A 17,237-nucleotide genomic window follows, 5' to 3' on the forward strand; every position below is an offset into this window, starting at 1 on the left:
ATGGGCCCCTCCGGCTCCGGCAAGTCCACGCTGATGCACTGCGTGGCCGGCCTGGACACCTTCTCCGAGGGATCGGTGCGCATCGGCGACACCGAGCTGGACAAGCTGAAGGACAAGCAGCTCACCAAGCTGCGCCGGGACAAGATCGGCTTCATCTTCCAGGCGTTCAACCTGCTGCCCACGCTGACCGCGCTGGAGAACATCACGCTCCCGATGGACATAGCGGGCCGCAAGCCGGACAAGGCGTGGCTGGATCAGGTCATCGAGATGGTGGGTCTGTCGGGCCGACTCGGCCACCGGCCCTCGCAGCTCTCCGGCGGCCAGCAGCAGCGCGTGGCCGTGGCCCGCGCCCTCGCCTCCAAGCCCGACATCATCTTCGGTGACGAGCCCACCGGAAACCTGGACTCGCGCTCCGGCGCCGAGGTGCTCGGCTTCCTGCGCAACTCGGTGCGCGAGCTGGGCCAGACGGTGGTCATGGTGACCCACGACCCGGTGGCCGCCGCGTACGCGGACCGCGTGGTCTTCCTCGCGGACGGCCGGATCGTCGACGAGATGTACGGCCCCACGGCCGACTCGGTCCTGGACCTCATGAAGCAGTTCGACGCGAAGGGCCGTACCAGCTGATGTTCCGCACCGCCCTGCGCAACGTCCTCGCGCACAAGGCCCGGCTCCTGATGACCGTGCTCGCCGTCATGCTCGGCGTGGCGTTCGTGTCCGGGACGCTGGTCTTCACCAACACCATCTCCGACGCCTACCAGAAGAGTTCCGCCAAGGGCTTCGAACACGTCGACGTCGCCGTCCGGCCCGAGTACCAGGACTCCGAGGGCGACAAGGTCGGCAGGACCCCCGAGCTGACCCGGGCCCTGCTCGACAAGGCCGCGCGGGTCCCCGGCGCCGCCTCCGCCACCGGTGTCGTCACCGGCTTCACCGCCGTCGCCGACAAGGACGGCAAGCTCGTGGGCGGCGACTGGCAGTCCGCCGGCGGCAACTACTGGGGCACCGATGACCCCCGGTACCCGCTGGTCGACGGCCGCGCCCCGCACGGCGAGGACGAGGTGCTGATCGACTCCGGGACCGCCGAGCGCGCCGGCTACGAGGTCGGCGACACCGTGCGGCTCTCCGTCGACGGCCCGGTCCTCACCCCGACCGTCAGCGGCATCTTCACCACCGACGACGGCAACGTCGCCGCGGGCGGCAGCCTCGCCCTGTTCGACACGCCCACCGCGCAGGCCCTGTTCGGCAAGAAGGGCACCTTCGACGAGATCGACGTGCGGGCCGCGGCCGGCACGTCCCAGGCGGCACTCAAGGCCGCCCTGGACAAGGCGCTGCCCGCGAAGCTCGTGGAGACGACCACGGGCCGGCAGCTCGCCGACGACCAGGCGCGGACGATCTCCTCGTCGATGAGCGGTCTGAAGCAGACCCTGCTGGTCTTCGCCGGCATCGCCCTGTTCGTCGGCACGTTCATCATCGCCAACACCTTCACCATGCTGGTCGCCCAGCGCACCCGCGAGCTGGCCCTGCTGCGGGCGGTCGGCGCCTCCCGCCGCCAGGTCACGCGTTCGGTGCTCATCGAGGCGTTCGCGGTCGGCACGGTCGCCGGGGTGACGGGGCTCGCCGCCGGTATCGGCATCGGCGCGGGCCTGCGCTCCCTGCTGGACTCCTTCGGCGCGGGCCTGCCCGACGGCCCCCTGGTGATCAGCCCCGGCACGGTGGCGACCGCCCTGGCCGTCGGCGTCCTCATCACCATGCTGGCCGCGTGGCTGCCCGGCCGCCGGGCCGCGAAGATCCCGCCGGTGGCGGCGATGAGCAGCGTGCACGCCAAGGCCACCACCAAGTCACTGGTGCTGCGCAACACCCTGGGCTCGCTGTTCGCGGCGGCCGGTGTCGCGGTGGTCCTCGCCGGCACCCGGATGGACGCCGACTCCGGCCAGGGCGCGATGGGCCTCGGCGCGGTCCTGCTCATCCTCGGCGTGTTCGTGCTGACCCCGCTGCTGTCCCGCCCGCTGATCGCCGCCGCCGCACCGGTGCTGCGCCTGTTCGGGGTGTCGGGCAAGCTGGCCCGCCAGAACTCGGTGCGCAACCCGCGCCGTACGGCGGCCACCGCTTCCGCACTGATGATCGGACTGACCCTGATCACCGGCATGACGGTGATGGCGGGCAGCCTGCAGACGTCGATCGACAAGATGGCCAGCTCGGCGATCCGCGCCGACTACGTCGTCTCGATGGCCAACAGGGGCCCGCTCTCCCCCGAGGTGGCGAAGAAGGCCGCCGCCGCCGACGGCGTCACCGCCAGCAGTCCGCTGCGCAACGGTGAGTCCCGCATCGACGGCGACACCGAGTTCCTGACCGGCGTCGACGGGGCGGTGATCGGCCGGCTGACGGACCTGAAGGTGACCGACGGCTCCTTCTCCGTGGGCGGTACACGGGTCGTCGTGGACGAGGACCGGGCCAAGGACCACGGCTGGAAGGCCGGTTCGCGGTTCACCGCGCACTTCGAGGACGGCAAGGCGCGGCGGCTGACGGTGGCGGGCGTGTACGAGGGCAACGACATGCTCAACGGCATCATCCTCGACAACAAGGTCCTCACCCCGCACCTGTCCGATCCGGCCGACATGCAGGTCATGGTCAAGACCGCGGGCGGCGCGTCCGGTACGGCCAAGGACGCGCTGGAGCAGGCCCTCGGCTCCAACCCGGCGATCAAGGTGCAGGACAAGCAGGACATCTCCGACGAGATCGCGAAGATGTTCACGCTGATGCTGAACATGGTCTACGGCCTGCTCGGCATGGCGGTGATCGTCGCCGTGCTCGGTGTCATCAACACCCTGGCGATGTCCGTGTTCGAGCGGGCGCAGGAGATCGGCATGCTGCGCGCGATCGGCCTGGACCGTCGGGCGATCAAGCGGATGGTCCGCCTGGAGTCCCTGGTGATCTCCCTGTTCGGCGGGGTGCTGGGCATCGGTCTCGGCGTGTTCTTCGGCTGGGCGGCCGGTGAGCTGCTGGGCACGAAGCTGCCGACGTACGAGCTGGTCCTGCCCTGGGGCCGGCTGGCGGTCTTCCTGCTGCTGGCGGGGACGGTCGGGGTGCTGGCCGCCCTGTGGCCGGCCCGCCGCGCGGCCCGGCTGAACATGCTGGCGGCCATCAAGGCCGAGTAGCCGTACGGCACGCGCACGGGAGGGGCCTCGCGAACCGCGGGGCCCCTCGTGTCGTACCGGTGCAGCGGCGGGCCGTCAGCCGTGCCAGGTGCGGGGCCGCAGCGGGAGCCCGGAGGCGCCGGACTCGGCGGCGCGTACCGCAAGGACCTGGTTGACGCCGATGCGGTTGCGCTCGAAGGCGAGCGCGCAGGCAGCCATGTACAGCAGCCAGACGCGGGCGCGGCCGGGGCCGGCGAGCCGGACGGCGTGGTCCCAGTCGGCCTCCAGGTTGGTCACCCAGCGGCGCAGGGTGCGGGCGTAGTGCTCGCGGAGGGACTCCACGTCCCGGACCTCGAACCCGGCCCGCTCCAGCTGGGTGACGGTGGTGCCGACGGGGGCGAGTTCGCCGTCGGGGAAGACGTAGGCGTCGATGAACGGGTCCACCTCGTACGCCGACTCGTCCCGCTCGGGGCGGCGGGCGATCTGGTGGTTGAGCAGCCGGCCGCCGGGTGCCAGCAGGGCGTACAGCCGGCGCGCGTACTCCAGGTAGCGTTCGGCACCGACGTGCTCGGCCATGCCGATGGAGGAGATCGCGTCGAAGGGGCCGTCCGTGACGTCCCGGTAGTCCTGGACCCTGATCTCCACCCGGTCGGTCAGCCCCTCGTCGGCGACGCGCTTGCGGGCGTACGCCGCCTGCTCCTGCGACAGGGTGACCCCGACGACGCTCACGCCGTGCTCACGGGCCGCGTGGATGGCCATGGAGCCCCAGCCGCAGCCGACGTCCAGCAGCCGCCCGCCCTCCGTCAGGCCCAGCTTGGCGCAGACCAGTTCGAGCTTGTCGCGCTGGGCGGTCTCCAGGGTGCCGGCGTCCTCCCAGTAGGCGCAGGAGTACACCATGGAGGGGCCGAGGACCAGTTCGTAGAAGTCGTTGCCGACGTCGTAGTGGTGGCTGACGGCCCGCTTGTCGGTGCGCCGGGTGTGCAGGTGCCGCCGGGGTCTGCGGACCTCCTCCTCGGGCGGGGCGGGCGGCAGGGGCGGCCCGGCGAGCTTCAGCAGTTCGCGGACGGCGGCGCGTACTTCCGGATCGCGTACCGCCTGGACCAGGCCGCGGGCGTCCTCCCCGCGCTCCCACACCAGCCCGGCCATCGCCTCCAGCATGGTGTAGAGGTCACCTTCGATGTCCAGGTCGCCGGCGACCCAGGCACGGGCGAGACCCAACTCGCCCGGTTTGAACAGCATGCGGCGCAGGGCGCGGCGATTACGGATGACGAGCACGGGTGCCTGCGGCGGTCCGTCCTGCGATCCGTCCCATGCCCGCACCCGCACGGGGAGCGGTGTTCCCAGCACCTGCTCGGCAAGACTCCTCAGCCGCGACGCGGCGTCGGCCATGGCGCACACCTCCAAGACGACGATCCCGGATGTCCGTTCACCACGTAAACACCGCGGGGCGCTCCGCGCAGTCCCGCAAAGGAGTTACAACTGAGCAAAACAGCTGTAGAGGGCATGCACTTGGGGCGGGCCCCGGTGTGGCCGTACAACGCCGAAGGGCCTCCCGCACCACGGATGGCGGGAGGCCCTTCGGTCGGTCGGTGACGCCGAGGTCAGGAGGCCTTGGCCTTCTCCTCGGTCTTCGCGGCGGCGACCGGCGCCGGCTTGGCGGCCTCGTAGAACTCCTCGCGGGGGTTCTCCATGGCGCCGAGGGAGACGACCTCGCGCTTGAGGAACATGCCGAGCGTCCAGTCGGCGAAGACGCGGATCTTGCGGTTGAAGGTCGGCATCGCCATGCCGTGGTAGCCACGGTGCATGTACCAGGCGAGGCGGCCCTTGAGCTTGATCTTCATCTTGCCCATGACGATCATCGCCACGCCCTTGTGCAGACCGAGACCGGCGACCGCACCCTTGTTGGCGTGCTCGTACTCCTTCTGCGGGAAGCCCCGCATGCCGGAGATCACGTTGTCGCCGAGGACCCTGGCCTGGCGCAGCGCGTGCTGGGCGTTCGGCGGGCACCAGGCGTTCTCGTTGCCCGCCTTGCGGCCGACGAGGTCCGGGACCTGTGCGTTGTCACCGGCGGCCCAGATGTAGTCCGTGCCCTTGACCTGGAGGGTCGGCTCGCAGTCGACGTGGCCGCGCGGGCCGAGCGGCAGACCGAAGCGGGTGAGGGCCGGGTTCGGCTTGACGCCGGCGGTCCACACGATGGTGCTGGAGTCGACCTCCAGGCCGTTCTTCAGCACGACGTGGCCGTCGACGCAGGAGTCCATCGAGGTGGAGAGGTAGATCTCCACGCCGCGGCTCTCCAGGTGCTCCTTGCCGTACTGGCCGAGCTTGGGGCCGACCTCGGGAAGGATCTTGTCGGCGGCGTCGACGAGGATGAAGCGCATGTCCTCGCGGGACACGTTCTTGTAGTACTTGGCCGCGTCCCGGGCCATGTCCTCGACCTCGCCGATGGTCTCCGCACCCGCGAAGCCACCGCCGATGAAGACGAAGGTCAGGGCCTTGCGGCGGATCTCCTCGTCGGTCGTGGAGTCGGCCTTGTCCAGCTGCTCGAGGACGTGGTTGCGCAGGCCGATGGACTCCTCGATGCCCTTCATGCCGATGCCCTGCTCGGCGAGGCCGGGGATCGGGAAGGTGCGGGAGACCGCGCCCATGGCGATGACCAGGTAGTCGAAGGGCAGCTCGTACGCCTCGCCGACCAGCGGGGCGATCGTGGCGACCTTGCGGTCCTGGTCGATGGTGGTGACCCGACCGGTGAGAACCTCCGCCTTCGGCAGCACGCGTCGCAGCGGGACGACGACGTGGCGAGGGGAGATGTTGCCGGCGGCGGCTTCGGGGAGGAAGGGCTGGTAGGTCATGTACGACCGGGGGTCGACGACCGTGACGGTCGCCTCGCCGTAGCGCATCTTCTTGAGAATGCGCCGAGCTGCGTACAGGCCTACGTACCCACCGCCTACTACGAGGATCCTGGGACGCTCCGTGGTGCTCATGCCATCGAGTATCCACCCGCCCCAGGGGGGTCGCTCGTGCGCCCCTTCACAAGCATCGAGAGGCTCTGTGTTAAACTCCGCGACCCGCGTGACGCAGGTCATGTGGACAGGAGGGAACCGCGGGGCGGTTCGCCCCGTTGTCAATGCCGTGTGAGCTGCTCCTCCGGGTCGGCGAGGCCCCGCGAGGGTCCCGTCGGAGTTCCGGGGCGCCCCTTCGCGCAGCCCCTCCACGCCCCTCATCTGAACATGTTCAAACGGCCTTTGATCGCCCGGAAGGGCCAACGGACCCCCCTCAGGGGCCCGCTCCGCGGGAATTCCTTGTGAAGAACTTCACGAAGGTTTCCGCGCGGCCGCGCCCGGGGGCCCCGCACGGGGCCCCCGGAGCCGCTCAAACGTCATCCCCCCTGCTCAGCCGCCCATCGCACGATGCCGTCGAGGGTCGGCCCAGCCGGGCCGAGGAAGGCGTTCCGACGGCCCGCCACGCGCACCGGCACTCGTCATGTCGGTCGTCGAGGTGGGCGACCGGCGGGGCGTCCACCGGAACCTGTAGGACGCGGCGAACACCACCGCCGTCGCCGACCGAGAAGTACCGCTGAGCGCTCGAGAAGTACCGCTGAGCGCTACGGAGCGTCCTCTGCCGTTTTGATCGCGATGCCGTCGAGGATGTCGTGCTCGCTCACCACGACCTCCTCCGCACCGGTCCGCTCCATGATCGCGAGCAGGACGAGGGCGCCCGCTCCGATGACGTCGACCCGGCCGGGATGCATGGACGGGACCGCGGCGCGCTCGGCGTGCGTGGAGCGCAGCAGCCACTCGGTGATCTCGCGCACGCGCTCGCGCGAGACGCGGGAGTGGTGGATGCGCGCCGAGTCGTACCCGGGCAGTTCCTGGGCGATGGCGGACACCGTGGTGACGGACCCGGCCAGGCCCACCAGGGTGTGCGCCTCGCGCAGCGGGACGGTCTTCTCGGCGAGGTCCAGTGCGGCCTCGATGTCGGCCCGCATGGCGGCCACCTGCTCCTCGGTGGGCGGGTCGCTCACCGCGGAGCCGTGCACCAGGTGCCGCTCGGTCATCCGCACACAGCCGACGTCCACCGACCGGGCGGCGCGCACGTGGTCGTCGCCGACGACGAACTCGGTCGAGCCGCCGCCGATGTCCACGACCAGGTAGGGCCGGCCCAGGTCGGTGCGGCCGGCCAGCTCCCGCGTGGCGCCGGTGAAGGAGAACTCGGCCTCCTGGTCACCGGTGATGACCTCGGGCTCCACCCCGAGGATGTCCAGCACGCCCCGCACGAAGTCGTCCCGGTTCTCGGCGTCCCGGGAGGCGGAGGTGGCGACGAAGCGGAGGTGCTCGGCGCCGTGCTCCTTGATGACGGCCGCGTACTCACGGCAGGCGGCGAAGGTGCGCTCCAGCGCCTCGGGGGCGAGCCGGCCGGTGCGGTCGACCCCCTGGCCGAGCCGGACGATCGTCATCCGGCGGTCCAGGTCGGTCAGTTGACCGGTTCGTGGGTCGGCGTCGGCGACCAGCAGCCGGATGGAGTTGGTACCGCAGTCGATCGCGGCGACGCGGGTCATGGACAGTTCCTTCGGGTCGGCCGGCCGGGACGGACGGCGGATGGACGCTGACTGGGCGGCCCGGGCGGCCCGGGGGCACCGGGTGGGCCGGACGGGCCGGGGGCGCTGAGGCGGTGGCCCCGGGGGTGCGGTCCCCCGGCGCCGGACCGGCCGGCGGTCACTGCCCGGCGGCTTCGGACACGACGCACGCGCCCTTGCTCCACCACTCCGGCAGCATCGCCAGGGCCTCGTCGCCGAGCGGGTTCACGCCCGGTCCGGCGGCCAGGGAGTGGGCGACGAGCACGTGCAGGCACTTCACCCGGTCGGGCATGCCGCCGGCGCTCGGGAAGCCCGTCAGCTCCTCGATCTCGTCCCGGCGGCGGATGTAGTCCTCGTGCGCGGCCCGGTAGGCGGCGGCCAGCTCGGGGTCGCTCTGGAGCCGCTCGGTCATCTCCTTCATCACGCCGTTCGCCTCCAGCGTGCCGATGGCGGAGGACGCCTTCGGGCACGTCAGGTAGTACAGCGTCGGGAAGGGCGTGCCGTCGGGCAGGCGCGGCGCCGTCTCCACGACGTCCGGCTGACCGCACGGGCAGCGGTGCGCGATGGCCCTCAGGCCGCGCGGCGGGCGGCCCAGCTGCTGCTTGAAGGCATCTACGTCCGCGTCGGTGGGCTCGGTGCGCGGAGTGGGCGGCGGAGGCGTTTGCATGACTGCTTTCAGACTGGCTTTCTGTCGGACGGCCGGCCCGGCGGGCCGGTCACTGGTCGGAGGCGTCGGACTTGTCGACGCCGTCCCAGACGTTCGCGTACCAGGGCCGGTGGGCGGCCCGGAGGTCGGCGCGGGACTGCTTGGCCGCGCCCGGGTCGACGACCACGTACCCGGTCTCGCCGGGCTTCACGTAGTGCAGCCGGCGCCGGATCTGCTGCTCGGCGTAGGCGTCGTCCTGCCAGCGCGCCTTGAGGTCGCGCAGCTGCTCGACGCGCTCGCGGGCCTGCTCCTGCTGCCGCCGCTGCTCGGCGATCTCGGCACGCTGGGAGACGTACTGCCGCATCGGGTAGGCGAGCGCGACGATCAGCGTGCACAGCACCAGGGCGAGCAGCGCCGCGCGGCCGGTGAGCCGGGAGCGGCGGGCCTGCCGTTTGGTCTGGGAGCGGTAGACGCGGGCCGCGGTCTGTTCACCGAGCAGCCTGAGTCTGGTCGCGGTGGAGAACCGGTCCCGGTCCTTCACGGCCATCTTCCCCGCCTCCCGTTCACACGCGCGTACGTCCCCGCACACGGTACGGGACCGGGTACGGGGACGTACGTACGACTGGCTGAGCCTTACGCCGGGTTGGTCAGCCTCAGCCCTTGAAGCGCGGGAAGGCGGAGCGGCCGGCGTACACCGCGGCGTCGTCGAGGATCTCCTCGATACGCAGCAGCTGGTTGTACTTGGCGACGCGCTCGGAGCGGGCCGGGGCGCCGGTCTTGATCTGGCCGCAGTTGGTGGCGACCGCCAGGTCGGCGATGGTGACGTCCTCGGTCTCGCCGGAGCGGTGGGACATCATGCACTTGAAGCCGCTGCGCTGGGCCAGCTCGACGGCGTCCAGGGTCTCGGTCAGCGAGCCGATCTGGTTCACCTTGACCAGCAGGGCGTTGGCGGTGCCCTCCTCGATGCCGCGGGCCAGGCGCTCGGGGTTGGTGACGAACAGGTCGTCGCCGACGAGCTGCACCTTGTCGCCGAGACGGTCGGTGACGACCTTCCAGCCGGCCCAGTCGTCCTCGAACAGCGGGTCCTCGATGGAGACGAGCGGGTAGGCCGCGGCCAGCTCCTCGTAGTACTCCGTCATCTCGGCGGCGGAGCGCTCCTTGCCCTCGAAGAGGTACTTGCCGTCCTTGTAGAACTCGGAGGCGGCGACGTCGAGCGCGAGGGCGATCTGCTGGCCGGGGGCGTAGCCGGCCTCCTTGATGGCCTCGATGATGAGGTCGAGGGCCTCACGGTTGGAGCCGAGGTTCGGGGCGAAGCCGCCCTCGTCGCCGAGGCCGGTGGACAGGCCCTTGCCCTTCAGGACCTTCTTCAGCGTGTGGTAGACCTCGGTGCCCCAGCGCAGGGCCTCGGAGAAGGACTCCGCGCCGATCGGGGCGATCATGAACTCCTGGATGTCCACGTTGGAGTCGGCGTGCGAGCCGCCGTTCAGGATGTTCATCATCGGCACCGGCAGCAGGTGCGCGTTCGGGCCGCCCAGGTAGCGGAAGAGGGGCAGGTCGCTGGCCTCGGAGGCGGCGTGGGCGACGGCGAGCGAGACGCCGAGGATGGCGTTGGCGCCGAGCGAGCCCTTGTTGTCGGTGGCGTCCAGGTCGAACATGGCCTGGTCGATCAGGCGCTGCTCGGTGGCGTCGTAGCCGACCAGCTCCGGGCCGATCTGCTCGATGACGGCGAGGACGGCCTTCTCGACACCCTTGCCCTGGTAGCGGCCCGGGTCACCGTCGCGCAGCTCGACGGCCTCGAACGCGCCGGTGGAGGCGCCGGACGGGACGGCGGCACGACCCGTGCTGCCGTCGTCGAGGCCGACCTCGACCTCGACCGTGGGGTTGCCTCGGGAGTCCAGGATTTCCCGGGCTACGACGACGTCGATGGACGGCACGAGCATCTCCTTCTTGGATGTGACGCTGGAAGTGCGGGGCTGGAGTGCCTTGCGACTAGAGCCTAACCGTCCCGGGGGCGTCGGCCATCGACCGACTGTCCCGTGGACAGGCCGACCGTACCTTTTGTTTTCAATCGAAACAAAAGGACGTCGGCGCACTTCAATACGCGGAGTGCTTCGGCGCGCTTCGCCGCGCAAGGGTGGCGGGCGCTCCGGCACAGGGGGGTGGCGGCGTGCTCCGGCGTAGCCGGGGGCGTCGGCGCGCTTCCGGCCGCCGGGGGCACAAAAAGCCCCGCCCCGGTGCGTACGGGGGAACACGCACCGGGGCGGGGGCCCGTGGGGACGGGGGGTGGCCCGCACGGGGGCCTTCGGGGTGGCCCGCACGCAGGTGCGGGCCAGGTGGGCCGGCTGGGGCCCGGGTGTCACTTCAGGTGCAGCTGCTGACCCGGGTAGATGAGGTCGGCGTCCTGGACGATGTCCTTGTTCAGGTCGAACAGCTTCTGCCAGCCGCCCTGGACGTGGTGCTCCGCGGCGATGGTGCCGAGGGTGTCACCGGTGACGACCTTGTACTCGCCGTCACCCTTCTTGACCGTCTTGCCGGTCGGGGTGGTGACGGTCTTGCTCTTGGTCGTGGTGGCGGCCGGGCGCTCGGCGGAGCGGGAGGCGGCCTGCTGGTCGGTGGAGCGGGTGGTGGTGCTGCCCGACGAGTCGGGGGTCGAGGGTGCGCTCGGGGCGGAGCCGCCGCCGGTAGCGCTCGACAGGCCCGTGCCGCAGACCGGCCAGGCGCCCTTGCCCTGGGCCGCGAGCACCTTCTCGGCGACGGCGATCTGCTGCGCCTGGGACGCCTTGTCGGCGGTGGCGGCGTACTGGGTGCCGCCGTACGCGGCCCAGGTGGAGGCGGAGAACTGCAGACCGCCGTAGTAGCCGTTGCCGGTGTTGATGGACCAGTTGCCGCCGGACTCGCACTGGGCGACCGCGTCCCACTCGGAGGTGGTGGCGGCGGAGGCGTTGCCCGCCGCCATCAGGGGGGCGGCGACGGCGGCGCCGGTGACGCCGGCCAGCGCGACGGCGCGAACGGCCTTGGACGGACGACGGTGCTTGCCCTTGCCGGTAAACAGCATGGATCGATCCCCTCACCGACGCCTACGAGGTGAGCTGTCGGGTTCGGGCCGGTTGAGTTGCCCGGCCGCACCTCCCGCTTGCGCGGAGTGCGGCTTCACCCCCAGCCGGTTCCAGCTCAACTGCCGGTACCGGCGCCTACCTTGGGTCCCCCGCTCCTGCCTACGGCGCTTGACGCGACGACTGTTCCCGGGCAACCACTGGCAGGATTCGGCGTGGTGGATGCCGGGGCTCGTGGTGACGAGCGGCCTTGACCGTAGACACGCGATCCGCGGAATTTCAAAGACGATCAGGGCTTCTGAGACTCATCCCACACTTTCGCCAAACCGGACATTAGGGCGTTTAGTGGGGCGTCAACTCCCCCTGTCAGCCGCCCGTTTCGCCCCCTACTTCCAGGGTCTGACCGGCAGTGATGCGATTCGGGTCGGCCCCGATGGCCTTCTCGTTCCCCGCGTACAGCGCCCGCCACCCGCCGTCGACGTCAAGGGAGTCGGCGATGGAGACCAGGGAGTCGCCCTCGCGGACGGTGTAGGTGCCCGGTTCGCGCGAGGCGTGCCGGCCGGAGGCGGTGGAATCCTGACCGTTTGTCACCGCTTCGTCCGCACTCGCGCCGCGGTGACGTCCGCCACTGCCGAGGGCCCCGGTGTCGACCAGACTCCAAGAACCCGCGGCCTCCTGGGCGTTGGGTCCGGTCGCGGCGTCCGGGGTGGCCGTGGGGGCGTCGGTGGCCCGCCGCGGGCCTGCGGAGTCCCGCGAGGGCGACTTGTCGGACTTGGGGGTGTTGGTTCCGGTGGAGTCCGTGGAGTCGCCGCTCGTCCCGGTGTCCTTGTGCGGCTTCGGGGCCGGCGTACCGGTCCTGCCCGAGGGGGACCCGGACGCGGTTCCGGTGCCGGTGCCGGAGTGGTCACCGGTGGAGGGAGGGGCGTCCGGCAGGTCGGACGAGTCGGTGCTGCCAGGGGTGCCGGTGGGGTCCGTCGTACCGGAGCCGTCGGCCGTCCCGGGCGAGTCGCCCGAACCGCCGCTGTCGCCGGAGCCGCCGACGCCCGTGTCCACGTCCACCGAGCCGGAGTCGGAGGTCAGACCGGACAGCAGGGCACAGGTGGCCCAGGGGGTCGTGCCCCGGTCGGCCAGGATCTTCTCGGCGACCGCTATCTGCTGGAGGCGGCTGGCCTGGTCGGCGCTGGCCGCGTACTGCGAGCCGCCGTACCTGTCCCAGTCGTCCTGCGTGATCTGCAGGCCGCCGTAGTAGCCGTTGCCGGTGTCCGCGCTCCAGGAGCCGCCGCTCTCGCACTCGGCCACCTTGTCCCACGTCGTACCGTCGGCCGCGCTGGCGCTCGCCGCGCCGAGGAGCGGGATGGCGATGGCGGAGCCGGTGACTCCGGCCGCGACGAGGAGAGCCGGGGCCTGGCGGGGGCGACGGTGTCGACCGTTCCCGGAGAGCATGCAGATGCCTTTCGAGCGACAGCAGGACCGGCGCGGCGGATGGTGCCGCGCCGCGCTGATGGGTGAACGTATAGGCATACGATCACTTGTCACAAGTTCATGCCGCAGAGATCACGTGAAGATCACAAAGTTGAACGGTCGTCATGTTCCGTGAAGGGGCGGTCAGACGGTGGGCGTGAACTCCACCGGCAGGGTGCGCAGGCCGCGCATGATGAGTCCGCCCCGCCAGCGCAGCTCGGCCGGGTCCGCGGCGAGCCGCAGATCGGGCAGGCGGGTGAGCAGGGTGGCGAGCGCGGTCTGCCCCTCCAGTCGGGCGAGCGGCGCGCCGAGGCAGTAGTGGATGCCGTGGCCGTAGCCGAGGTGCTGGTTGTCGCGGCGGGCCAGGTCCAGCACGTCCGGGTCGGCGAACCGCTCGGGGTCGCGGTCGGCGGCGGCGAGTACGACGAGCACCGGATCGCCCGCCGCGACGTCCTGCCCGCCGATGGTCAGCGGCTCGGTGGCGAAGCGCCAGGTGGCCAGCTCCACCGGGCCGTCGTAACGCAGCAGTTCCTCCACACCGCTCTCCAGGAGGGCGCGCTCCCCGCGGGCCAGTGACTCCTCCAGCCGCCGGCGCTCTCCGGGGTGGGTGAGCAGGGCGTAGGTGCCGTTGCCGATGAGGTTGACGGTCGTCTCGAAGCCGGCGAACAGGAGGATGAAGGCCATGGCGGCGGCCTCGTTCTCGGTGAGGTGCTCGCCGTGGTCGGAGGCGCGGATCAGGCCGGAGATCAGGTCCTCGCCCGGCGCGGGCGTCGCCGGCAGCGCCTCGCGCTTCTTGTGGATCAGCTCGGCGAGGTAGCCGCGCATCTTCTTCACCGACCGGGCGACCCCGCCGCGCGGCCCGCCGCCGTGCCGGATCATCATGCCCGCCCAGTCCCGGAAGTCGTCCTGGTCCTCGCGCGGGACGCCGAGCAGGTCGCAGATGGCGTAGATGGGCAGCGGGAAGGCGAACTCGTGGATGAGGTCGGCCGATCCGGTCCGCGCGAACCGGTCGATGAGCTGGTCGGTCAGCTCCTGCACCCGGTCCGCGAACTCGGCGACCCGGCGCGGCGTGAACGCCTTGCTGACCAGGCGGCGCAGCCGGGTGTGGTCCGGCGGGTCGATGTTCAGCAGGTGCGTCATCAGCTCGGCCTTGCGCTCGCCGGGGATGCCGGTCTTGCCCTTGGCGTGCTCGGGCTCGTCGTGATGGGCCGGGTTCTTGCTCAGCCGCTGGTCCGCCAGGGCCTGCCGGGCGTCGGCGTACCGGGTGACCAGCCACGCCTCGACACCGCTCGGCAGCCGTGTCCGGTGCACGGGGGCGTGCTCGCGGAGCCAGGCGTAGGCGGGGTAGGGGTCGGTGGCGAACTCCCACGTGAAGAGGGCGGGGGCCGGCTGGTCGGGACGATGCTGGTCGGGGCGGTGCTCGTCGGGGCGGTGCTGGTCGCTCACTCCCCGACCGTATCCGGACCGCCGGACACCTCGCCGAGCGCCTTGCGTGCGCCGTGGTGACCGAGGCCGGCCGCCTTGCGGTACCAGGCCCGGGCCTGGTCCGGTTCGCCCTGCCTGTCCAGCAGGGCCCCGAGCCGGTAGGCGCCGTAGGCGTCACCGGCCTCGTACGCGCGCTTGTACTGCGCCTCGGCTTCCTCCGTCCGGTCCAGCCTCTCCAGGACGGCTCCGTGGTGGGCGATGTCCAGCGGGTACCCGTCCGTGTCCCGGAAGTACTCCTCCGCTTCGTTCAGCGACGGCCCCTCCCGGCCCAGCACCCGCAGCAGCTGGGCCGCGACCGTGTCCCCGGCGTCCACCGCGCGCTGCAGCCAGGCCCTCGCGAACTCGGGCTCCGCCACCACGAGATGGTGCATGCCCATGCTCCGGGCGAGGTCCGGGTCGCGCGGGTCGGCCGCGTTCGTGTAGCGCAGCCAGGTCTGCTCGGGGTCGTCCGCGCAGAACCGCAGGTCTCCCAGCAGACGCTGCGCCCTGGCCGTCGAGGCGGCGCGCAGCCAGTGCTCGGCCCGCTCCAGCAACGCCTCGGCGAGCAGGGTCGCCGCGTCGCCGTCCCCCGCCTCGGCGGCCTGCTCCAGGAACGGTTCGGCCTCCCTGTCCGCCCGTCGCCTGAGGAACCGGCCGAGGTGGCCGACCGCCTCCGGTACACCGGCCTCGGCCGCCCGCCTGAACCAGCTCTCGGCCTCCTCCTGGTGCCCCTCGGCCTCCTCCAGCAGTCCGAGCCGGTACATCGCCCGTCTGTCCCCGGCTCTGATCGCCCGTTCGAAGGCGGCGCCCGCCAGCGTGGCCACCAGCTCGACGTCGTGCCCTTCCACCGTCCGCGCCACGTCCAGCGCCCGCTGCCACAGCGCGCCGTCCACCGGCGGGAACGTCTCGTCGCACCGGGCCGTGCTCACCAGCGGGCCCGCCGCCGCCCAGGCCCGCGGCCCCGCTCGCCGCAGCAGCGGCAGCACCCCGTACCGCTCCCGGGCGGCCCACTCCAGCGCCTCCTCGACGCTCTCCGGTTCCGGCCCGGCCGGCGGTCCGTAGCCGTCGGCCACCTCCACGAGCACGTCCTGGGGCAGCGGCCCCAGCAGCCCGCACCGCGCCAGATCGACCGCCGCCCGCACCAGCGCCTGCCCGCGCGGATGCCTGCGCCGGGCGTGCTGGAAGTCCGCCCACAGCCGCGGTTCCACGGCGAGGTGTGCCGCGACTCCCTCCGCCCCGCTGAGCGCGGCGGCTTCCGTCAGCCGCGGATCCGGCGACTCCGCGGCCCGCGCCCGCTCGGCCTGCGACCACTGCCGGGGCAGCTCCACGACCTGCGCCAGGTCCAGCACCCGGCCACGCGGCGTCTGCCGGTACTCGTCGAAGTCGTCCTCCCGCAGGGTGGCGACCACGACGGCCTTCAGTCCGGCCAGCCGCGCCAGCAGCCGCGGATCCAGGCCGCCGTCACCGAGGTGGCCGCCGAGGTCGTCCAGCCACAGCACGCGGAGCCCCGTCGCTCCGCGCAGCGCGTCGGGCAGACGCCGCAGGTCCGTACCGGCGTCCGGCGCGTACACCCGGGCCTGAGGCAGCGCGGACGCCAGGACCGCGAGCGCCGTGCGCGACTTGCCCGCGTACGGCTCCCCGAGCACCACCACCAGCCCGCCGTCCATCGTCACGGACTCCAGGGCGGAGACCAGGGCAGCGTCGGCGTCCCTCGGGACGTAGCGCGGCAGCGGGGGCCGTCCCCTCATCCGCCGGGCGGCCCGCACGCCGTGCGCGAGCGGCTCCAGCGCGGTGGCCGTCGGCCAGTCACCGGGGCCGGGCAGGGCGATCGGCGGCCGGGCCCCGTAGGAGTGCTGGATCTGGACGCCGATGACCGGGCCGTGGATCTCCGCCTGCCGGAAATCGACATGGTCTCCGGTGAGCGGTGGGCGCGGCTGCGGAAGAGGCTCGGACACCGGGTGCGGAGCGGGCTCCGGGGCGGGGGGCGGTGCGATCTCCGCGTCCAGGTCCGGCAAGGAGTCCGGCCTGGGGTCGGGCCCGAGGTCCGGGGCGGAGTCCCCTCGCGGGCCGGACCCCGGGTCCGGGGCGACATCCCCTCGCGGGCCGGGCCCCAGATCCGGGGCGCCATCCCCTCGCGGGCCGTGGCTCAGGTGCGGGGCGAAGCCCTCTCGCGAGTACGGCACCGTGTCCGGACAGGGATCGGGGTCGGGCCCGAAGCCCCGGCCGCCGTCCCCTCGCGGGTCCGGGGCGACGACGTCCCCTCGCGGGTCGGGCGCCGTGTCCGGCCACGCGTCCGGGTCGATGGCCGTCCCGGCCGGCGGGGCCGTGTCCGTCAGGGGGGCCAGCGCCTGGACCAGTTCGCGCAGTTGCCTGGCCGCGGCGTTCTTGTCCGCCGCGTGGACGAGGGTCACCCGCAGCCGGGGCGCCCAGACCGCTCGCAGCGGCTCCAGGGCGTCGGGCTCGGCCGCCCCGGTGTCGAGCAGTTGCCGTGCGTAGGAGGAAGCGTTCTGGTCCTGGAACCAGCGCGCGAAGCGTTCCCGGACCCGGACCCGGTCCGGCGTGGCGAGCGCCGTCACGAGCACGTCGGCCGCGACGCCCGCCAGATCCGTACCCAGCCTCACGCACGCCCCCCACACACCTCGTGACCACGCTGTGCTTCAACGGTACTGACACGGAAGGGAATTCGAGACCCCGAGGACGACCCTCGCCCCCGTTCCGGTCCGCCCACCCTCCCGGTGCGCCGGCTTTTCCGGTCCACCCGCGACGCCGTCCACCCGCCGCGCCGGTCCGGCCGCCCTTCCGGTCCACCCGCCGTGCCGGTCCGCCCGCTCTTCCGGTCCGCCCGCACCGCCGTCCACCCGCCGCGCCGGTCCGCCCGCCGTGGCCGGTCCCTCTGCCGTGGCCGGTCC

Annotated in this window: 12 protein-coding genes and 1 riboswitch; of the genes, 2 read left to right on the forward strand and 10 right to left on the reverse strand. The window is 72.2% G+C overall.

The window, feature by feature from the left end; genetic code table 11:
* Positions 1–624 (forward strand): ABC transporter ATP-binding protein (locus tag GT045_RS23975; protein ID WP_161335403.1); only part of this gene is annotated, 624 nt, incomplete at its 5' end.
* On the forward strand, positions 624–3,152 hold the full coding sequence (locus GT045_RS23980) for an FtsX-like permease family protein (protein ID WP_161335404.1): 2,529 nt from the start codon (positions 624–626) through the stop codon (positions 3,150–3,152). The genes GT045_RS23975 and GT045_RS23980, both read left to right, overlap by 1 nt.
* Positions 3,153–3,227: 75 nt before the next feature.
* Here GT045_RS23980 and GT045_RS23985 read toward each other — a convergent pair whose 3' ends face one another.
* From GT045_RS23985 to GT045_RS24030, 10 genes are all read right to left on the reverse strand, one after another.
* Positions 3,228–4,520 carry a cyclopropane-fatty-acyl-phospholipid synthase family protein gene (locus GT045_RS23985; protein WP_161289433.1) on the reverse strand — a complete coding sequence of 431 codons (1,293 nt, stop codon included), beginning with the start codon at positions 4,518–4,520 and terminating at the stop codon, positions 3,228–3,230.
* A gap of 212 nt (positions 4,521–4,732) precedes the next feature.
* Positions 4,733–6,112: an NAD(P)/FAD-dependent oxidoreductase gene (locus GT045_RS23990; protein ID WP_161289431.1), complete on the reverse strand. Its 1,380-nt coding sequence runs from the start codon at positions 6,110–6,112 to the stop codon at positions 4,733–4,735.
* 620 nt (positions 6,113–6,732) lie between these two features.
* The gene (locus tag GT045_RS23995) at positions 6,733–7,686 is read right to left on the reverse strand and encodes a Ppx/GppA phosphatase family protein (RefSeq protein WP_161289429.1); all 954 of its coding nucleotides are present in this window, start codon (positions 7,684–7,686) and stop codon (positions 6,733–6,735) included.
* A 157-nt stretch (positions 7,687–7,843) separates the two neighbouring features.
* Positions 7,844–8,371: a DUF501 domain-containing protein gene (locus tag GT045_RS24000; protein ID WP_161289427.1), complete on the reverse strand. Its 528-nt coding sequence runs from the start codon at positions 8,369–8,371 to the stop codon at positions 7,844–7,846.
* Between the two features lie 49 nt (positions 8,372–8,420).
* Positions 8,421–8,897 (reverse strand): septum formation initiator family protein, encoded by a 477-nt coding sequence (locus tag GT045_RS24005; RefSeq protein WP_161289425.1) that lies wholly within the window; start codon positions 8,895–8,897, stop codon positions 8,421–8,423.
* A gap of 106 nt (positions 8,898–9,003) precedes the next feature.
* Positions 9,004–10,290, reverse strand: coding sequence for a phosphopyruvate hydratase (gene eno, locus GT045_RS24010; protein WP_161289423.1), 1,287 nt, complete (start codon positions 10,288–10,290; stop codon positions 9,004–9,006).
* A 416-nt stretch (positions 10,291–10,706) separates the two neighbouring features.
* Entirely contained in the window at positions 10,707–11,405 is a 699-nt protein-coding gene (locus tag GT045_RS24015) for a transglycosylase family protein (protein WP_161289421.1), read from the reverse strand.
* 4 nt (positions 11,406–11,409) lie between these two features.
* Positions 11,410–11,629, reverse strand: a riboswitch (cyclic di-AMP (ydaO/yuaA leader).
* A 140-nt stretch (positions 11,630–11,769) separates the two neighbouring features.
* Positions 11,770–12,846: a transglycosylase family protein gene (locus GT045_RS24020; RefSeq protein WP_161335405.1), complete on the reverse strand. Its 1,077-nt coding sequence runs from the start codon at positions 12,844–12,846 to the stop codon at positions 11,770–11,772.
* Positions 12,847–13,008: 162 nt separating this feature from the next.
* Positions 13,009–14,310, reverse strand: a complete 1,302-nt coding sequence (locus GT045_RS24025; protein ID WP_161335406.1) for a cytochrome P450 — start codon at positions 14,308–14,310, stop codon at positions 13,009–13,011.
* Positions 14,307–16,949 carry a hypothetical protein gene (locus tag GT045_RS24030; RefSeq protein WP_161335407.1) on the reverse strand — a complete coding sequence of 881 codons (2,643 nt, stop codon included), beginning with the start codon at positions 16,947–16,949 and terminating at the stop codon, positions 14,307–14,309. The genes GT045_RS24025 and GT045_RS24030 overlap by 4 nt, the downstream gene beginning before the upstream one ends.
* Between the last annotated feature and the right edge of the window lie 288 nt (positions 16,950–17,237).

Source organism: Streptomyces sp. SID486 (assembly GCF_009865385.1).
GTDB lineage: Bacteria > Actinomycetota > Actinomycetes > Streptomycetales > Streptomycetaceae > Streptomyces.